The organism is Arthrobacter sp. 05N425 (genome assembly GCF_056397125.1).
Map to the genome: position 1 here is coordinate 619,551 of NZ_JBFTMU010000001.1, position 18,703 is coordinate 638,253.

At 68.0% G+C, this 18,703-nt stretch carries 18 protein-coding genes and 1 tRNA gene; 6 read left to right on the forward strand and 13 right to left on the reverse strand.

What is annotated here, in order from left to right; genetic code table 11:
- Positions 1–107: 107 nt before the first annotated feature.
- From AC1DGE_RS02865 to AC1DGE_RS02880, 4 genes are all read right to left on the reverse strand, one after another.
- Positions 108–183: transfer RNA gene (locus AC1DGE_RS02865), tRNA-Val, on the reverse strand.
- Between the two features lie 97 nt (positions 184–280).
- Positions 281–1,201 (reverse strand): NAD-dependent protein deacetylase, encoded by a 921-nt coding sequence (locus AC1DGE_RS02870; RefSeq protein WP_441417524.1) that lies wholly within the window; start codon positions 1,199–1,201, stop codon positions 281–283.
- A gap of 14 nt (positions 1,202–1,215) precedes the next feature.
- Positions 1,216–1,716 (reverse strand): peroxiredoxin, encoded by a 501-nt coding sequence (locus AC1DGE_RS02875; RefSeq protein ID WP_476892358.1) that lies wholly within the window; start codon positions 1,714–1,716, stop codon positions 1,216–1,218.
- Positions 1,713–2,132, reverse strand: a complete 420-nt coding sequence (locus tag AC1DGE_RS02880; RefSeq protein ID WP_175320867.1) for a DUF3052 domain-containing protein — start codon at positions 2,130–2,132, stop codon at positions 1,713–1,715. Before AC1DGE_RS02880 ends, AC1DGE_RS02875 begins: the two co-directional genes overlap by 4 nt.
- Before the next feature lie 420 nt (positions 2,133–2,552).
- Here AC1DGE_RS02880 and aceE point away from each other — a divergent pair, with 420 nt between their 5' ends.
- The 6 genes from aceE (at position 2,553) to fabF (ending at position 10,640) form a co-directional block, all read left to right on the forward strand.
- Entirely contained in the window at positions 2,553–5,333 is a 2,781-nt protein-coding gene (gene aceE, locus AC1DGE_RS02885; RefSeq protein WP_476892357.1) for a pyruvate dehydrogenase (acetyl-transferring), homodimeric type, read from the forward strand.
- Between the two features lie 141 nt (positions 5,334–5,474).
- Positions 5,475–6,719 (forward strand): PucR family transcriptional regulator, encoded by a 1,245-nt coding sequence (locus tag AC1DGE_RS02890; RefSeq protein ID WP_441417521.1) that lies wholly within the window; start codon positions 5,475–5,477, stop codon positions 6,717–6,719.
- Between the two features lie 88 nt (positions 6,720–6,807).
- On the forward strand, positions 6,808–7,737 hold the full coding sequence (locus AC1DGE_RS02895) for an ACP S-malonyltransferase (RefSeq protein WP_476892356.1): 930 nt from the start codon (positions 6,808–6,810) through the stop codon (positions 7,735–7,737).
- Positions 7,734–8,795: a beta-ketoacyl-ACP synthase III gene (locus tag AC1DGE_RS02900; RefSeq protein ID WP_476892355.1), complete on the forward strand. Its 1,062-nt coding sequence runs from the start codon at positions 7,734–7,736 to the stop codon at positions 8,793–8,795. Before AC1DGE_RS02895 ends, AC1DGE_RS02900 begins: the two co-directional genes overlap by 4 nt.
- 145 nt (positions 8,796–8,940) lie before the next feature.
- Complete coding sequence (locus AC1DGE_RS02905) at positions 8,941–9,186, forward strand: acyl carrier protein (protein ID WP_091256299.1); 246 nt, start codon at positions 8,941–8,943, stop codon at positions 9,184–9,186.
- 218 nt (positions 9,187–9,404) lie between these two features.
- Positions 9,405–10,640: a beta-ketoacyl-ACP synthase II gene (gene fabF / locus AC1DGE_RS02910; RefSeq protein ID WP_476892354.1), complete on the forward strand. Its 1,236-nt coding sequence runs from the start codon at positions 9,405–9,407 to the stop codon at positions 10,638–10,640.
- A 147-nt stretch (positions 10,641–10,787) separates the two neighbouring features.
- On the opposite strand, the gene AC1DGE_RS02915 is transcribed toward fabF, so the two are convergent.
- The 9 genes from AC1DGE_RS02915 to lepB (AC1DGE_RS02955) form a co-directional block, all read right to left on the reverse strand.
- Positions 10,788–11,291 carry a DUF3145 domain-containing protein gene (locus tag AC1DGE_RS02915; RefSeq protein ID WP_136322385.1) on the reverse strand — a complete coding sequence of 168 codons (504 nt, stop codon included), beginning with the start codon at positions 11,289–11,291 and terminating at the stop codon, positions 10,788–10,790.
- A 376-nt stretch (positions 11,292–11,667) separates the two neighbouring features.
- A complete protein-coding gene (locus tag AC1DGE_RS02920; protein ID WP_441417518.1) occupies positions 11,668–12,594 on the reverse strand; it encodes a tyrosine recombinase XerC in 927 nt (308 codons plus the stop codon).
- 158 nt (positions 12,595–12,752) lie between these two features.
- On the reverse strand, positions 12,753–13,916 hold the full coding sequence (gene dprA / locus AC1DGE_RS02925) for a DNA-processing protein DprA (protein WP_476916848.1): 1,164 nt from the start codon (positions 13,914–13,916) through the stop codon (positions 12,753–12,755).
- A 76-nt stretch (positions 13,917–13,992) separates the two neighbouring features.
- A complete protein-coding gene (locus AC1DGE_RS02930; protein ID WP_476892352.1) occupies positions 13,993–15,540 on the reverse strand; it encodes a YifB family Mg chelatase-like AAA ATPase in 1,548 nt (515 codons plus the stop codon).
- Complete coding sequence (locus tag AC1DGE_RS02935; protein WP_476916849.1) at positions 15,541–15,897, reverse strand: YraN family protein; 357 nt, start codon at positions 15,895–15,897, stop codon at positions 15,541–15,543.
- An 83-nt stretch (positions 15,898–15,980) separates the two neighbouring features.
- Positions 15,981–16,307: a DUF2469 domain-containing protein gene (locus AC1DGE_RS02940; protein WP_056426737.1), complete on the reverse strand. Its 327-nt coding sequence runs from the start codon at positions 16,305–16,307 to the stop codon at positions 15,981–15,983.
- A gap of 42 nt (positions 16,308–16,349) precedes the next feature.
- The gene (locus tag AC1DGE_RS02945) at positions 16,350–17,021 is read right to left on the reverse strand and encodes a ribonuclease HII (protein WP_441417514.1); all 672 of its coding nucleotides are present in this window, start codon (positions 17,019–17,021) and stop codon (positions 16,350–16,352) included.
- Between the two features lie 8 nt (positions 17,022–17,029).
- Positions 17,030–17,959, reverse strand: coding sequence for a signal peptidase I (gene lepB / locus AC1DGE_RS02950; RefSeq protein WP_476916850.1), 930 nt, complete (start codon positions 17,957–17,959; stop codon positions 17,030–17,032).
- 54 nt (positions 17,960–18,013) lie between these two features.
- Entirely contained in the window at positions 18,014–18,691 is a 678-nt protein-coding gene (lepB, locus tag AC1DGE_RS02955; protein WP_441417512.1) for a signal peptidase I, read from the reverse strand.
- Between the last annotated feature and the right edge of the window lie 12 nt (positions 18,692–18,703).

Here is an 18,703-nt window from a genome sequence, read left to right on the forward strand (position 1 = left end):
ATAGTTCCGGCTACTTTTAGGCGCGGGAATAGTGCAGGACACAGCACATGGAGAGCAAAAAACCCCGCCGCGGCGGGCGTTTAGGCCTGCCGCGACGGGGTTTTCCTTGGTGGGTCCTACCGGGATCGAACCGATGACATCCACGGTGTAAACGTGGCGCTCTACCAGCTGAGCTAAAGACCCAAGATGCTGTTTCCGCACTTCAGTGCGTCCACCAACGAACAATGACTCTACCCGAAACGGCGCCGGAAACGCCAATCGTCCGCCGGGCCGGAACGCCTCACAGTGAGGGGAGCTCCGCGGCGAGCCAGGTCAGCGATTCGCTGACGCCTGCCTCCAGCTTGATGGTGGCCAGGTCATCGCCGCGGGTCTGCCCACGATTGATGATCACCACCGCCTTGCCCTGCTTGGCGGCGTGCCGGACGAACCGCAGTCCGCTCATCACGGTCAGGGAGGAACCGGCCACCAGCAGGGCCGCGGCGTCGTCCACCATGGCGTAGGAGCGCTCAACCCGGTCCTTGGGCACGTTCTCGCCAAAGTAGACAAAGTCGGGTTTCAGTGTGCCGCCGCAGGCCGGGCAGTTGGCGACGACGAAACCCGCGATCAGCTCCGAATCTTCCACGGTGGCGTCGGCGTCGGGGGCCATTTCCACGACACCGGCGGCGAGTGCTTCCGTCAGGAAGTCAGGGTTGAGTTCCTCCAGCACGCCGGCCAGCAACGAGCGGCTGTAGCGGCGATGGCAGGCCAGGCAGACCACCCGGTCGAAGCGGCCATGCAGGTCCACCACGTTGACGCTCCCGGCGTCCTCGTGCAGCCGGTCCACGTTCTGGGTGATCAGGCCGGTGAGGAGCCCGCGGTGCTCGAGTCGGGCGGCGGCCGCATGGCCGTCGTTAGGATCGGCGCGGCGCAGATGGGACCAGCCGATGTGGTTCCGCGCCCAGTAGCGACGGCGGTTCTCGGGGTCGCCAATGAATTCCTGGTAGGTCATGGGCGCCCGCGGAGCCGCCCCGGGGCCCCGGTAATCCGGGATGCCCGAATCCGTGCTGAGCCCGGCGCCGGTGAGCAACGCGAAGCGCTCCCCCGCGAGGACGCCGTGGATTTCCCGCAGGACCTCGAGTTCGCTCCGCGCCGGTTCGGCGGCAACGACCGGCGGCAGGCTGGCAAAGCCAGTCATGCCGACGCCGGGTCGCCGCTGCCGCATCGCGCCTGTCCCCGTCAGTTCCCTGCGAGCCCCGCCAGGGCGGCGCGGTACTCGGTGAAATCCCGGGCCTGGCCGCGGGGGTTCACCACGACGTAGCGGACCGTTCCGTGGGCGTCGATGATGAAGGTGCCGCGCTTGGCCATGCCGCTGTCGGGGTCAAAGACGCCATAGCGCTCGGCCACGGCACCGTGCGGCCAGAAGTCCGCAAGGAGGTCGAAGGAGTAACCCTCCTTTTCCGCGTAGGCGCGCTGCGCGAACTTGCTGTCCACCGAAACCCCCAGCACGGCGGCGTCGGCGTCCTCGAAGAGCGCAAGGTTGTCCCGGATTTCGCAAAGTTCGCCCGTACAAATGCCGGAGAACGCGAACGGGAAGAACACGAGGACCACATTGCGTCCGCGCAGTTCCGACAGCCGGACCGGCTCACCGAACTGGTTGACCAGCTCAAAGTCGGGGGCGGGCTGGCCGACCGCCGGCACGGCGGTTGCCAGCGCCACTCCTGCGCCGGGTTGGGTCACTTGTTTTTCCGCGTGACCAGCCGGGTGGCGCTCCACTCCTTGGAGACGCCAGCGGACGTGGTGTAGTGCAGGCCTGCGGTGGGCGCGGCATCCTGGATGTCGGCCGGTGAGACGTAGCCCACCCGGCCGTTCTTCGGGGTGAGCACCCAGACCACGCCGCCCTCGGTCAGAGTGGTGCGCGAGCCGACCAGGGTGTCAACGAGGTCCCCGTCGTCGGACCGCCACCAGAGGATCACGGCGTCGACCACCTCATGGTCGTCCTCGTCGAAGAGTTCCGAGCCGGTGAGGTCCTCGATGTCGTCGCGCAAGTCGAAGTCGACGTCGTCGTCATAACCGAATTCTTGAATCAGATCTCCATTTTTGAAACCCAATTTTTCCGCCACATTTACCGAAGTGGCGGCGTCGGCCTCGCTCACGTGTTGCTCCTATGCTGTTTGTACTTCTTGGTGTACTGCTTGGTGGACCCAATGGTGCTAGTGATTTCCATTACTACAAGCCAACACCCTTTGGGCCTTTGCTTCAAGCTGCTAACGCCGCGATCCGCCATATTCTGCGTCACACCGGCCGTTCCGCGGGCCCCGGAGGGGGTCCACGTCACAGAACCAGTATGCCCGTGAAATACGGCGGTGGCCCCATAGGACAGCTACGCATCCGCGGACTGACACGGCTAGAGTGGCTGATGACGACTTTGCCTGCGCGGACAACCGACCGCTAATACAGGCAGGCATGGTTGTGATTGGACCTAGCCCGGCGTACAGGACCGGGCTGCTGTTACCGATATGTCGCACACGTCGCGTTCACGCCAGGCAGTTACCCTGCCGGAGCTGAGGGTGCCGATGAATGCGCTCAAAGAGAGGTTGGACGTGGCTGCAGGAGAAGATACCTCCCATATCCTCAGCGGGTTGACTAACCAGCTGCCTGATCGTGATCCGGAAGAGACCGCCGAATGGCTGGAGTCCCTGGACACCCTGATTCAGGAACAGGGCACCGAGCGTGCCCAATACATCATGCGGAGCCTGCTCCAGCGGGCCGGCGCGCAGAGCGTGGGCGTGCCGATGGTGACCACCACCGACTACGTCAACACCATCCCGGTGGACCAGGAAGCGCCGTTCCCCGGCGATGAAGAGATCGAACGCAAGTACCGCGCCTGGTTGCGCTGGAACGCCGCCGTCATGGTGCACCGCTCCCAGCGTCCCGAGATCGGCGTCGGTGGCCACATTTCCACCTACGCCGGTGCGGCGACCCTCTACGAGGTCGGCTTCAACCACTTCTTCCGCGGCAAGGACCACCCCGGCGGCGGCGACCAGGTCTTCTTCCAGGGCCACGCCTCCCCCGGCATGTACGCCCGCGCTTTCATGGAAGGCCGGCTGACCGAGGAGGACCTGGACGGCTTCCGCCAGGAGAAGTCCAAGGAGGGCCACGCCCTCTCCAGCTACCCGCACCCGCGCCTCATGCCGGAGTTCTGGGAGTTCCCCACCGTGTCCATGGGCATCGGCCCGATGAACGCCATCTACCAGGCGCAGTCGAACCGCTACCTGCACAACCGCGGCATCAAGGACACCTCGGACCAGCAGGTCTGGGCGTTCCTGGGCGACGGCGAAATGGACGAGCCGGAGTCCCGCGGCCTGCTGCAGCTCGCCGCGAACGACAAGCTGGACAACCTCAACTTCGTCATCAACTGCAACCTGCAGCGCCTCGACGGCCCGGTCCGCGGCAACGGCAAGATCATGCAGGAGCTCGAGGCGTTCTTCCGCGGCGCCGGCTGGAACGTCATCAAGGTCGTCTGGGGCCGCGAGTGGGACAACCTGCTCGCCAAGGACGAAGACGGCTCGCTCGTGAAGATCATGAATGAGACGGTCGACGGCGACTACCAGACGTACAAGGCCGAATCCGGCGGATTCGTCCGTGAGCACTTCTTCGGCAAGACCCCGCAGACCAAGGACATGGTCGCGGACATGACGGACCAGGAGATCTGGAACCTCAAGCGCGGCGGCCACGACTACAACAAGGTCTACGCCGCGTACAAGGCCGCCACCGAGTTCAAGGGCAAGCCGACGGTCATCCTGGCCCACACGGTCAAGGGCTACGGCCTGGGCACCCACTTCGAGGGCCGCAACGCGACCCACCAGATGAAGAAGCTCACGCTGGCGGACCTGAAGGCCTTCCGCGACCACCTGCGCATTCCGGTCACGGACGAGCAGCTCGAGGCCGACCCGTACCAGCCGCCGTACTACCACCCCGGCGCCGACGCCCCGGAGATCCAGTACCTGATGGAACGCCGCCGCGCCCTCGGCGGGTTCGTCCCCGAACGCCGCTCCAAGCACACCGACGTCACCCTGCCGGGCGACAAGGCGTACGAGGTCGCCAACCGCGGTTCCGGCAAGCAGCAGGCCGCCACCACCATGGCGTTCGTCCGGCTGCTCAAGGACCTGATGCGGGACAAGGACTTCGGCTCCCGGATCGTGCCGATCATCCCCGATGAGGCACGCACCTTCGGCATGGACGCGTTCTTCCCGACGGCGAAGATCTACAACCCGAACGGCCAGAACTACCTGTCCGTGGACCGCGACCTCGTCCTGGCCTACAAGGAATCCATTGCCGGCCAGATCGTGCACGCCGGCATCAACGAGGCCGGTTCGGTCGCCGCCTTCACCGCGGCGGGCACGTCCTACGCCACGCACGGCGAACCGCTGATCCCGATCTATGTTTTCTACTCGATGTTCGGTTTCCAGCGCACCGGCGACTCCTTCTGGGCCGCCGCCGACCAGATGACCCGCGGGTTCATCATCGGCGCGACCGCCGGACGGACCACGCTGACCGGCGAGGGCCTGCAGCACGCCGACGGCCACTCCCCGATCCTTGCCTCGACCAACCCGGCCGTCGTCACCTACGACCCGGCCTACGGTTACGAGATCGGCGTCATCATGCGTGATGGCCTGCACCGGATGTATGGTCCGGGCCCGGCGGACAACGACCCGGCCCGGAACCTGATGTACTACATCACGGTTTACAACGAGCCGATCGTCCAGCCGCCGGCACCCGCCGAACTCGACGTCGAGGGCATCATCAAGGGCATCTACCTGCTGGCACCGGCCAAGATCGACGGCCCGCGCACGCAGATCCTGGCCTCCGGTGTGTCCGTCCCCTGGGCCCTCGAAGCCCAGCGGCTCCTCGCCGAGGACTGGGGCGTCTCCGCCGATGTCTGGTCCGTGACCTCCTGGACCGAACTGCGCCGCGACGCCATGGCCGCCGAGGAAGACGCCTTCCTCAACCCGGGTCAGCCGGCCCGCGTCCCGTTCGTCACCGAACAGCTCGCCGGCGCCACCGGCCCGATCGTGGCGGTCTCGGACTACATGAAGGCCGTTCCGGACCAGATCCGCCAGTTCATCCCGAACGAGTTCGCCTCGCTCGGCGCTGACGGCTTCGGCTTCTCGGACACCCGCGCCGCCGCTCGCCGCTTCTTCAAGAACGACATCCACTCGATCGTGGTCCGTTCCCTGCAGATGCTGGCCCGCCGCGGCGAGGTCGACGCCCAGGCCCCGGCCCAGGCAATCGAGAAGTACCGCCTGCTCAACGTCAACGCCGGCACCACCGGCAACGCGGGCGGCGACTCTTAGTCTCCAAAGCGAACGCACGACGGCGGTTCCCACCTTCGGGTGGGGGCCGCCGTCGGGCGTTTAAGCCTGTGACGCAGCCCAAAGGGACTTGTAGCCTTTGCACAAATGGAGCTTGGACGGCGGGCACCGTATGCTCGATGCATGGCAGAGCCCACCACCACTCCCGCAAAACGCAAGCCGTCCGTGCGGGCGCTCACCCCGGAGAAGGCCGAGACGCTGAAGAAGCTCCGGGCCAGCGTGGGCCAGCTGTCCACCACGACCCTGCGGCAGCTGGAGAAATCACTGCCCTGGTACAGCCGGCTGAACTCCGATGAGCGCTCCGCCCTGGGCATGGTCGCGCAGAACGGCATTGCCGCTTTTGTCACCTGGTTCGAGCGGCCCAGCTCTCCGTCCTGGATCCTCTCCGATGTCTTTGGCACCGCCCCCACCGAGCTGACCCGCTCGATCAGCCTGCAGAAGGCGCTGCAGCTGATCCGGATCGTCGTGGAGGTGGTCGAGGAGCAGGTGCCGATCATCGCCCCGGAAGCCGACCAGGCCGGCCTGCGCGAGGCCGTGCTGCGCTACTCCCGCGAGGTGGCCTTCGCCGCGGCCGACGTCTACGCCCGCGCCGCCGAGACCCGCGGTTCCTGGGACACCCGGCTGGAGGCGCTGATTGTCGACGCGATCCTGCGCGGCGAAAACACCGACGCGCTGCGCTCCCGGATCGCCGCCTTGGGCTGGAAAGCCCAGGAACGCTTCACCGTGATGGTGGGGAATTCCCCGTCGGAACCCAGCGCCAGCTACGTCAGCGAACTCCGCCGCACGGCCGGGCGCTTCGCCGAGGACGCCCTCGTCGGGATCCAGGGCGACCGGCTGATCCTGATCCTGGGCGGCGTGCAGGACCGCGAAACGGCCTGCCAGAAACTCAGCGAGCTCTTCGCCCCGGGGCCGGTGGTCTACGGCGCCGAGGCCGGATCCCTGCTGGAGGCCAGCAGCTCCGCTCAGTCCGCCTTCGCCGGCCTGACCGCAGCCAAGGCGTGGCCCTCCGCGCCGCGTCCCGTGGCTGCCGATGACCTCCTGCCCGAGCGCGTGATCTCCGGTGACGACGCGGCCCGGCGTTCCCTGGTCAAGAACATTTACCGGCCGCTGGTCGCGGCGTCCAACGGCCTCGTGGAGACCCTCGGGACCTACCTCGAACTCGGCCACTCGCTTGAAGCGACCGCCCGCGAGCTTTTCGTCCACGCCAACACCGTGCGCTACCGGCTCAAGCGTGTCTGCGACGTCACGGGCTGGGATCCGTTGATCCCCCGGGAGGCTTTTGTGCTCCAGGCGGCGCTCGTGGTGGGCCGGCTCTCGGCCCCGCCCAGGCCCTCCGCGGAACGCCAGCCGTCGCGCAACAACTCCTGACCCGTTGTAGACTTCCTACAATCTGACCCAGTGAGCTTGGTGCATGAGAGTACCGATGAATCACGCGGCAATTTGGAAAGCTGGATACGTGCTTGCAATCGTTTGCCCTGGACAGGGCTCCCAGACCCCTGGTTTTCTAGCCCCCTGGCTGGAATTGCCTCCCGTCGCAGGCCATTTGGCCTCCCTTAGCGAAATAGCAGGTATCGACCTCACCGCCCACGGAACCACCTCCGATGAGGAGACCATCAAGGACACCGCCGTCGCGCAGCCCCTGATCGTCGCCGCCGGACTCGTGGCCGCCAAGTCGCTCTTCGACGTCGAACTGGGCACCCTCCCGGTCATCCTCGCCGGACACTCGGTCGGCGAAATCACCGCCTCCGCCCTGGCCGGTGTCCTGACCGAGACCGAAGCGATGACCTTTGTCCGCGAACGCGCCAACGGCATGGCCGCGGCCGCCGCGGCCACCCCCACCGGCATGAGCGCAGTCGTGGGCGGGGACCCCGCCGAAGTCCTGGCCGCGATCGAGGCCTGCGGCCTCACCCCGGCCAACGTCAACGGCGCCGGCCAGACCGTCGCGGCCGGCACCCTGGAGCAGCTGAAGGCCCTCGCCGACAATCCCCCGGCCAAGGCCCGAGTGATCCCGCTGAAAGTCGCCGGCGCGTTCCACACCTCGCACATGTCCCCCGCGGTCGCCGCGCTGAAGGCCCTCCGGCCCTCGCTGCACCCGCGGAACCCGCAGGTCCCGCTGCTGTCCAACTTCGACGGCGCGGAGGTCACCGACGGCGGTGCCGCCGTCGACAGCCTGATTGCCCAGGTCTCCCGCCCGGTCCGCTGGGATCTCTGCATGGAGACCCTCGTGAAGCGCGGCGTGACCGGAGTGATCGAACTGGCCCCGGCCGGGACGCTGGCCGGCCTGGCCAAGCGCGGCATGCCCGGCGTGAAGACCGTCACCGTCAAGACCCCGGATGACCTTTCCGCCGCCTTGGCCCTATTCGCAGAACTGGAGGGAGGGGAATGAGCGCTCCTACTCTGAAGCAGGCTCCCCTGCAGGAAAACACCCGGGTGATGGGCGTCGGCGCGTACCGGCCCAGCGTGATCGTCACCAACGAGGACGTTTGCCAGTGGATCGACTCCTCGGACGAGTGGATCCGGCAGCGCACCGGCATCATCACGCGCCACCGGGCCCCCGCCGACGTCAGCGTGATCGACATGGCCGAGGGCGCGTCCCGCGAGGCCCTGGAAAAGGCCGGCATTGAGGCCTCCGAGCTCGGCGCGGTAATCGTCTCCACCGTCACCCACCCGTATGCGACGCCCTCGGCCGCCGCAAGCCTGGCCGACCGTCTCGGCGCCACCCCGGCACCGGCGTTCGACATCTCCGCCGCCTGCGCCGGCTACTGCTACGGCATCGCCCAGGCCGACGCGCTGGTCCGCTCCGGCGCGGCCAAGTACGTGCTCGTGGTCGGTGCGGAGAAACTCTCCGACGTCATCGACAACACCGAGCGCACCATCTCCTTCCTGCTCGGCGACGGCGCCGGCGCCGTCGTCATCGGACCCTCAGACACCCCGGGCATCGGCCCCTCGGTATGGGGTTCGGACGGCAGCAAGTGGGACGCCATCGGCATGACCCACTCGATGCTGGACATCCGCGACTTCGCCGCCGCCGGCAAGCGTGACACCGCCCTCAGCGAGGGCGAGGCCGCCGTCACCGAGGCGGCCCTGTGGCCCACGCTGCGGCAGGACGGCCAGACGGTGTTCCGTTGGGCGGTCTGGGAAATGGCCAAGGTGGCCCAGCAGGCCCTCGACGCCGCCGGGATCAAGGCCGAGGACCTCGCGGCCTTCATCCCGCACCAGGCCAACATGCGGATCATCGATGAGATGGCCAAGAAGCTCAAGCTTCCGGAGACCGTCAAGGTCGCCCGGGATATCGCCGAAGCAGGCAACACCTCGGCAGCCTCCATCCCCCTCGCCACCCACCGCTTGCTTCAGGAAAACCCTGAATTGAGCGGCGGACTGGCACTGCAGATCGGGTTCGGAGCCGGACTTGTCTTCGGCGCCCAGGTGATTGTGCTTCCGTAGGCGGCCACCGCACTTCCCAAGCTGAACGCATTCCTCAACAGCACGGATTCCCAACCAAGCCGAACCCTCGGTTTGAATCATTTCGCCCGACGTTCCCGGCACAACCACCGGAAGCCGACGGCAACAACAAGAAAAGGAGCCATCAATGGCTAACAACGAAGAGATCCTGGCCGGCCTGGCCGAAATCGTCAACGAAGAGACCGGCCTGGCCCCCGAGGCTGTCGAGCTGGACAAGTCCTTCACCGAGGACCTGGACATCGACTCCATCTCCATGATGACCATCGTGGTCAACGCCGAGGAAAAGTTTGGCGTGCGCATCCCGGACGAAGAGGTCAAGAACCTCAAGACCGTCGGCGACGCTGTCAGCTTCATCGCCAACGCCCAGGCCTAATTCCGCCTGCGCCTTGGCTCCGGCCGGTAACCGGCCGGAGCTTGTGGCCGGCAACGGCCGGGCTTGTGGCCGGTCCGGGACGCTTCGACAGCGTCCCGGACCGGAACACCACAGTTCAATCCCTGATTTCTGCATGACCACCGAGTTTTCCCTACGCAGGCCCCGGCCGCCTTCACCAGGTTCCGGATACGGCAGGCGCACCGACAGAGAGTGATCCCATGGCACGCAAAGTAGTCATTACCGGTCTGGGTGCCACCACACCCATTGGCGGCGATGTCCCCACGATGTGGAAGAACGCGCTGAAGGGCGTCTCCGGCGCGCACACGCTTGAGGACGACTGGGTGGCCAAGTACGAGCTGCCCGTGCACTTCGCTGCTCGGGCCTCCAACCCCGCCACCGAGGTCCTGAGCCGCGTCGAGGCCAAGCGCATGGACCCGTCGACGCAGTTCGCCGTCGTCGCCTCCCGCGAGGCATGGGCCGACGCCGGCATCACCGACATCGATCATGACCGCCTGGCCGTCGCCTTCGCCACCGGCATCGGCGGCGTCTGGACCCTCCTGGACGCCTGGGACACCCTGCGCGAAAAGGGGCCCCGCCGTGTCCTCCCCATGACCGTCCCCATGCTGATGCCCAACGGCCCCGCCGCGGCCGTCAGCCTGGACCTCGGCGCCCGTGCCGGCGCCCACACCCCCGTCTCCGCCTGCGCGTCCGGCACCGAAGCCGTGCACATGGGCCTGGACCTGATCCGCTCCGGCAAGGCCGACGTCGTCGTCTGCGGCGGCGCCGAAGCCGCCATCCACCCGATGCCGATCGCCGCGTTCGCCTCGATGCAGGCGCTGTCCCGCCGCAACGACGATCCCGAGCATGCCTCGCGCCCCTACGACCGCGACCGCGACGGCTTCGTGATGGGCGAAGGCGCCGGCGCTCTGGTGCTCGAGGCCGAGGAGCACGCCCTCGCCCGCGGCGCCCGAATCTACGCCGAACTCGCCGGCACCTCGGTAACCGCCGACGCGTACCACATCACGGCCCCGGACCCGGAGGGCCTCGGCGCCACCCGCGCCCTGAAGGCAGCCATGTTCGACGGCCGCATCCAGGCCGAGGACGTGGTGCACGTCAATGCGCACGCCACCTCCACCCCGGTCGGCGATAAGCCCGAGTACACCGCCCTCAAGGCCGCCCTCGGCAGCCACGTGGATAACGTGGCCGTCTCCGCCACCAAGTCGCAGATGGGCCACCTGCTGGGTGCCTCCGGCGCGGTGGAGGCCGTACTGACCGTCATGGCCGTATACGACCGCAAGGCGCCCGTGACGATCAACCTCGAGAACCAGGATCCGGAGATCCCGCTCGACATCGTCACCTCCGAGCGCGCCTTGCCCGGCGGCAGCATCGTGGCACTGAGCAACTCGTTCGGCTTCGGCGGCCACAACGCCGTCATCGCCGTCCGCAGCGTCTAACCCGCCGGGGCCCGCTCAACTGGGCCTCCACGCCGAAATGACAGATGGCGGCAATGTTCCTGGTGAACATTGCCGCCATCTGTCATTTGGCGTTGCTATGGAGTGTGGTGCGGTACGTCCAGGGTCGTGGGAAGAGCCCCAGAGTGGCTAGCCGACCTGGTGAAGCCAGCGTACGGGGGCGCCTTCGGCGGCGTGCCGGAAGGGTTCGAGTTCCTCGTCCCAGGCCTCGCCGAGGGCCAGCGAGAGCTCATGGTAGACCGCGGAAGGGTCGCCGGCGCCGGATTCGTAGGCGTAGCGGATGCGGTCCTCGGAGACCATGATGTTGCCGTGCACGTCCGTGACGGCGTGGAAGATGCCGAGTTCCGGGGTGTGCGACCAGCGGCCGCCGTCGACGCCCTGGCTGGGCTCCTCGGTGACCTCGTAGCGCAGGTGAGCCCAGCCGCGGAGCGCAGACGCCAACTGAGCCCCCGTGCCCGGTGTTCCGGTCCACGACAGCTCGGCCCGGAACATTCCGGGCGCAGCGGGCTGGGCAGTCCACTCGAGGTCCGTGCGCTTGTCCACGACAGACCCAATGGCCCACTCAACGTGGGGGCACAGGGCGGTCGGGGCCGAGTGTACGAACAGGACACCGCGGGTTAGTGCAACAGACATTCCATCCTCCATAGCTATAGGTACGTCTTCCCCAACGACCTCTGCCTGGATGCCTGTCTGCTGCGTGGATCCGCGTGCGGGGCTCTTGGCCCCTGCCAGACTATTCAGTTTCTTCAAAACAACAATATGCAAAAAATATGTCCGGTTCTCAGGTGGTAAATCGATGCTTTAGCGGTTCAAGCACCACTTGAAAGTTGCCGGGCGTGAGTCTCATTGTGCCGTACCCCGCCTAATTACGCCAGTGCAATTCGGCGCGTCGCTCCCGGCGAGTCGTTCCGGCTTTGCTAATGGTCCACAGGTGCCCTTGACACGCCCCGGAGGGGCCCCCGGGAGCCCTGATGGCCCAGGTCGCGGCGCCGTGCCGGACGGCGGCCGGTCAAGCCCGCGGATGCGCCTGCTGGTAGCTTTTCCGGAGCCGGTCTACGGAGACGTGGGTGTAGATCTGGGTGGTTGCCAGGCTGCTGTGCCCCAGGATTTCCTGCACCGCGCGGAGGTCCGCCCCGCCGTCGAGCAGGTGGGTTGCCGCCGAGTGCCGCAGTGCGTGCGGACCCGTGGCCGAGGTGTCCCCCAGCCCGTCCAGCAGCCCCTTGACGACGCTACGGACCTGCCGCTGGTCCACCCGCTTTCCGCGCGCCCCGAGGAAGAGCGCGGGGCCGGAGCCGTCCGCCGCCAGGGCCGGGCGTCCACGGCGCAGCCAGTCGTCGACGGCGACCGCGGCCGGGAGGCCGTAGGGAACCGTCCGCTCCTTGTTGCCCTTGCCGAGCACCCGCAGGGTCCGGCGGTCCGGGTCGAGATCGTCGATGTCCAGGCCGGCCAGCTCGCCGACGCGGACGCCCGTGGCGTAGAGCAGCTCCAGCATGGCGCGGTTGCGCAGGGCCAGCGGCTCCCCTTCCGCGGCGGCCGACTCGGCTCCGGCCACCAGCCGCTGCACCTGCCCCTGCTGCAGCACGCCGGGCAGGGACTTCTCCCGTTTCGGGGCCTTCAGCCGCAGGGCGGGGTCGGCGGCGATGAGCTCCTCGCGGACGGCCCACGCGGTGAAGGCCCGCGCGGTGGCCGCGCGCCGGGCCAGCGTGGCTCGTGACATCCCGGCTTCGCTCTGGGTGCCAAGCCAGCGCCGCAGTGTGCCGAGTTCCAGGTGTGCCAGATCCTCCGCGCCCTCCGAGACCGCATGCGCCAACAGGCTTCCGACGTCGGAAAGGTAGGCGCGGACGGTGTGGGCGGAGCGGCCCCGCTCAGCCTCCAGATACCGGCCGAAGCCGTGGGCGGCCGCAGCGAGCGCTGGGGGAAGTTGCTGTGTTGACACCCTCCCACTCTCCCAGCAATTTGGCCGGCGCCAGCGCAGTCCGGCGGCGCGCCGCCAACGCCCGCGTGCTTGCTCCGCACCATGCTGGAAGTCGCGGCGCGGGGCGGCATGGCGTTTTGCCCCCGGGCGGTGATGCGCCACCGAGCTGGTGCATCGCGTCAGCCCGCCTTGGCGGAGCGTTTCCAGCCGCCACGGTGTGATTCGGCCAGGCCCAGCAGTCCGAGCCGCCCAAGACCAGCCCTGACCGATTCCGGGCTCAGCCCGGCGACCACGGAAAGCTTCTCAATAGTGCTGGTGATCCGCAGCGGAAGGGCGTCCAGGAGAATGAGGTCTTCGAGGGTCAGCCCGTCGTGGGCCTCCGCCCGGCCCGCCTTGGCCTCCGGCAGCGCCTCGCCGCTCGGCGAGGCCAGTTCCGCGATCTCGGCCGCGTCCGTGACGCACACTGCGCCGCCTTCGCGCAGCAACCGGTGGCAGCCGGCCGAGTTGGCACTGTGCACCGAGCCCGGCACCGCGCCGACCGCCCTGCCCAGGGTCTCGGCATGGTGGGCGGTGTTGAGCGCCCCGGATCTCCACCGGGCTTCGACCACCACCGTGACGGCGGCCAGCGCAGCGATGAGCCTGTTGCGTTGCAGGAAGCGGTACCGTGTGGGGGCAGAACCCGGCGGGACCTCGGCCAGCACGGCGCCCTGGTTGGCCACCGCACGGAGCAGATCCTCGTTGCCCGCGGGGTAGAACCGGTCCACTCCACCTGCCATGACGGCGATAGTTGGCAGGCCCGCGGCGGCACCGGCCAGGGCGGCCCGATGGGCGTGGGCGTCAATCCCGTAGGCTCCGCCGGAGATAATCGTGAAGCCCCGCTGGGCCAGCCCATAAGCGAGGTCGCCCGTTACTGCAGAGCCGTAGGCTGTGCTGTCGCGGGAGCCCACCAGCGCAATGGCTTTGTGGACTGGCGGCAACTCCTGTTCCACGCCCCGCCACCAGAGGCAGAGCGGCTCCTGCAGCCCCAGGTCCGCGAGCTGGCCGGGCCACAGGTTGTCCGCCGGGATAATAAGGCGGCCGCCGAGGCGCTGCATGGTCGCCAGGTCGCGCTCCGGCGCCAGGTCGGGTACCCGCGGTGCCCAGCGCTTCAGTGCCATGCCCATGCCGGTCCAGCCGCCGCCGGCGCCGTCCTGCTCCAGCCTCGGGCCGGCCGGCAGTTGCCCGGTGGCGATCCGCAGCGCATCCCCGGCGCCGGCAACCCGTACGAGCGCCAGGCCGGCGGCGTCCTGGGGTTCCAGAAGCCTGGACAGCGCCGCCCGGGCGGTCCTTTCGTTCTGTGTCATGGTGCTGCTCTCTCCTCTTCCGGTGCTGCTGTGGTGCTGATAGCGGGGCGTGGCGGGATGGGACAGCTCGGCGCCGTCACGCGGCAGCCGATGCGGATTGCCGAAGATTGAGCGCTTGACCGATGTCATCCGCGTCCGGCCCGTCGCGGCCGGAGAGATCCGCAAGGGTCCACGCCAGACGCAGCACCCGGTCATAGCCGCGGGCCGTCAGGGCGCCGCGTTCCAGCGCATGGTCGAGGATCCGCGTCGTAGGTCCCGAGAGCCGCAGGGGGCCGCGGAGCACCCGTCCGGGAACCTGCGAGTTGGTTTCCAGTCCGAGCGGCCGGAGCCGGTCCAGCTGGCGCTCCCGGGCGGCGCGCACCCTGGCGGCGATGTCGGCTGTGGCCTCTTCGGCCCGGGGCTGGCCGAAGTCTGCGAGTGCAACGCGCTCGACCTCCAACTGGATGTCGACCCGGTCCAGCAGCGGCCCCGACATCCGAGCGAGATAACGGCGCCGCATCATCGGGGTGCAGGTGCAGTCCACGCCCTTTCCAGAGGCTTTGCCGCAGGGACAGGGGTTGGCGGCGAGGACCAGCTGGAACCGGGCTGGGTAGGCAGCGGTGCCCGCCGAGCGGTGGATGACCAGTTCGCCGCTTTCGAGTGGCTGCCGGAGTGCGTCGAGGACCCGGCGCTCGTATTCGGGGGCTTCATCGAGAAACAACACGCCGCGGTGAGCCCTGGACGCCGCGCCGGGCCGAGGCAATCCGGATCCTCCGCCGATAATGGCAGCCGCGGTGGCGGTGTGGTGCGGATTCTCGTAGGGCGGCCGCCGCAGCAGCGTGACGGAAGCCGAGGTGAGCGAACTGAGGGAATGAATGGCCGTCACCTCCATGGCTTCCCGGTCACCGAGATCAGGGAGCAACCCGGGCAGGCGCTCTGCCAGCATGGTCTTGCCTGCCCCGGGCGGGCCGGTGAACAGCACGTGGTGCGCTCCGGCGGCGGCCACTTCCAGGGCCCGGCGACCGTCAGACTGGCCGGAGACGTCGCACATATCCGGTGCCAGGCCGGCCGGGGCCGTCCCGTCGACGTCGTCGGCATCCGCTGTGTCCGGCTCGAAGTCCAGGGCAAGGTCCTGCGGGTCGGCGCCGAAATCGAACGCCAGCCTGGCCAGGGTACGGTAGCCGCGGACCCTGGCGCCGGGCACCAGCTCTGCTTCGGCGGCGTTGGCCTGCGCCACCACGACGTCGGGATACCCCGCCTGAACCGCCGCCATCACGGCCGGCAGAATGCCGCGGACCGGACGCAGCCGCCCGTCCAGGCCAAGTTCGGCGATGAAGACATGCCGTCCGGTGGAGCGCACGTCGTTGGCGGCCAGCAGCACCGCCATGGCGATGGAGAGGTCGAATCCGGAGCCGCGCTTGGGCAGCGACGCCGGAATGAGGTTCGCGGTGATCTTCCGGCGGCTGAGCGGGATACCGGAGTTTTGCGCCGCAGACCGAATCCGTTCCTTGGCCTCATTGAGCGAGGCATCCGGCAGGCCGAGGATCACGAACGCAGGCAGGGTCTGGCCGATGTCGGCCTCGACCTCGACGATGTAGCCGTTCAGGCCGACCAGCGCCACCGAATAGGTCCGTCCCAGCGCCATCTACCCCACCCCTCTGAGGTGTTCGATGGCCGGGGAACCGGTCCCGTCGTCGACCACGGCGATGACGTCTACGCGGCGCAGCGGCATCCGCAGCTCATGGTCCCGGCACCATGCCGAGGCCAGCCGGTGCAGCCGGGCGAGCTTGTCCACGCCCACGGCCTCGAACGGGTGCCCGTAGGCGAGGGATCTTCGGGTCTTGACCTCGGCGATAACCAGGGCGTCGCCGTCTAGGGCGACGATATCGATTTCACCCTCGGGGCAACGCCAGTTGCGGTCAACAATCAGCATTCCCTGGGCTTCGATAAAGCCGGCGGCGAGTTCCTCGCCGCGCCGGCCCAGCATGTCCTTAGCTCTCATGCCTCCAGCGTGGATCGCAGGGCGGCCAGCACGCGGACAAAAATTCGGCTATGTGGGTAACTTCAGGTCACGCGGGGCAGGAATCAGTTGCCCAGGCCCTCGACCTTGGGCAGGGCGAGCTCCTCGCTGCGCGGGAGTTCCTCGACGTTGACGTCTTTGAAAGTGATGACGCGGACGCTCTTGACGAACCGGGCGGAGCGGTAGACATCCCACACCCAGGCGTCCTGCAGGGTCAGGTCGAAGTAGACCTCGCCGTCGGCGCTGCGCGCTTGCAGGTCCACGTGGTTGGCCAGGTAGAAACGCCGTTCGGTCTCGACCACATAGCTGAACAGCCCGACGACGTCGCGGTATTCGCGGTAGAGCTGTAGCTCCATGTCGGTCTCATAGTTTTCAAGGTCCTCGGCACTCATGGTTCCATCTTGCACCATCGGGCGCCGGGCGCGCGCCACCGCTCAGTCGCCGAGCAGTTGCCAGCTCACCCGGTGGTACGGCGTGGGGCCGGCGGCGCGGAGGGCCTCCTTGTGCGCAGCGGTGCCGTAGCCCTTGTTCTCGTTCCAGCCGAACGCCGGGTACTCGGTGTGCAGGACAGCCATCTGCCGGTCACGTTCGACCTTGGCCAGCACGGATGCCGCGGCCACGCTGAGGCACTGCATGTCGGCCTTGACCAGGGTGTGGACCGGCGCGTCACAGCCCGGCTCCTCGGGGCCCTCGTCGAAGAGCGAGGCCTGCGCCACGGGTGAGAGCCAGTTGTGGCTGCCGTCCAGGAGCACCACGTCCGGTGTCACACCGGCGGCCAGCACCGCGAACCAGGCACGGTTGCCGGCGAGCCGGAGCGCGCCGATGATCCCCAGCGCGTCGATTTCCGCCGCGCTGGCGTGCCCCACGGCCGAGGCGACGCTCCAGCTGCGCACCAGCGGTTCGAGCCGTTCCCGGTCCGCGACCTTGAGCAGCTTGCTGTCCCGCACGTCGGCGAGCAGCTTCTGCTTATGCAGGTCCACGACGGCGATTCCGACGCTGACGGGTCCGGCCAGGGCCCCACGTCCCACTTCGTCGATCCCGGCGAGCAGCCGCGCGCCGGAGCCACGGAAGCGGCGCTCGTAGTCGAGGGTTGGAGCTTCGGACACTGCTGTCCCTACTTCTTCACCGGAGCCGGGACGCCGCGGAACACGTCCGGATAGTTGTCCAGCGACGTGATCCGGTTCAACGGCCACGCGATCACGGCCGCCTTGCCTTCGATGTCGGCCACGTCGATGAAGCCGCCGTTGCTTTCCATGTGGGCGCGCGAGTCGGCGGAGTGGTTCCGGTTGTCGCCCATGACCCAGACCTTGCCGGCCGGCACGACGACGTCGAAGTCGCGCACCTGCGGGACCTCGGCGCTGTTGACGTATTTCTCGTTCAGGGGAGCCCCGTTGACGGTGAGCCGGCCGCTGCCGTCGCAGCAGACGACGTGGTCGCCCGGCAGGCCGATGACGCGCTTGACCAGGTGCTGCTCGGAGTTGTCGGGGAGCAGGCCCACAAACGTCAGCGCATCCTGGACACCGGTCAACGGACCGGCCGGCTTCACGGCGCTCGGGACAAGCCATCCCTTGGTGTCCCGGAACACCACGACGTCCCCGCGCTCCAAGGCGATCGGCTCCGGCACCAGCAAGTTGACGAAGATCCGGTCGTTGACGTCCAGCGTGTTCATCATGGACTCGGACGGAATATAGAAAGCCCGGAACAGGAAGGTCTTGATCAGGAAAGACAGTACGACGGCGATCACCACCACCGTGGCGATCTCCTTAAGCCAGAGAAGCATCGGGTTGCGGCCCTCGCGGGCTTTAGCCTTTCGGGCCCGCGCCGACGACGGTCCGGCATGTGAGGGACCGGCCAATGGGGCGCCCTCGGCCCGCTCGGGCTGCGCGGGCGCCGCGGGCGCCGCGTGCACCGGTTCAGCGTGCACCGATTCAGCCTGAACCGGTTCAGCCTGCACCGGCCGAGGGTCCGGCGCGTGTTCGGGCCTCGGCGCGGCGGGCAGCCGCGTCGTCGGGTGTTCGGCGCCGGGGATGGGCGAGGAGGTCACTCGGGGCTCGTCGTGCCCCCGCGGATCAGGAGTCCGGGGTCCGGTCTCGGGCATCTACTGTCCGTTCTTCATCGTCGTGGCGGCCTCGTTGGGCCGCGGAATTGCTGCAAATCTATCAAGCGGCCAGATGATCTGTACCGGGCGGCCGATCACGCGCTCCAGCGGGACCATACCGCCTCCCGGCGCGCCCAGCAGGCTGCGCGAATCGGCCGATTTCGAACGGTGGTCTCCCATCAGCCAGAGCCTGCCGTCCGGGACAATCACGTCGAACTTCAACTTACTCGGGGCGTCGCCTTCATACAGATAGCGTTCCTCAAGTTGCTGGCCGTTAACTGTGAGCCGGCCGTCCGCGCCGCAGCACACCACGCGGTCGCCAGGTAGCCCGATGACGCGCTTGACATAGGTGGTGTCGCTGCCGGTCAGGCCCAGCCAGTGGCCAGCGCCGGTCAGGACGTCAGCCGCAGGTCCTTTGCCGCTGCTGAGCGGGGCAAAAGAGCCGCGGCCGTCGAAGACCACGACGTCGCCGCGGCGGACCGGGTCGAACGCGAAGTCGGTGCGGGACACCAGGATCCTGTCACCGTCGCGGAGCAGCGGCTCCATCGACGCGGACGGGATGAAGTAAACATCCAGCCACAGTGACCGGACCAGGCCGCTGATTGCCACGGCCAGCACCAGGCCCAGAAGCGCAAAACGCCAGCCCAGTTTCCTGGGCCGGCGTCTTGTCTGTTCCATGATCCGTGTCCT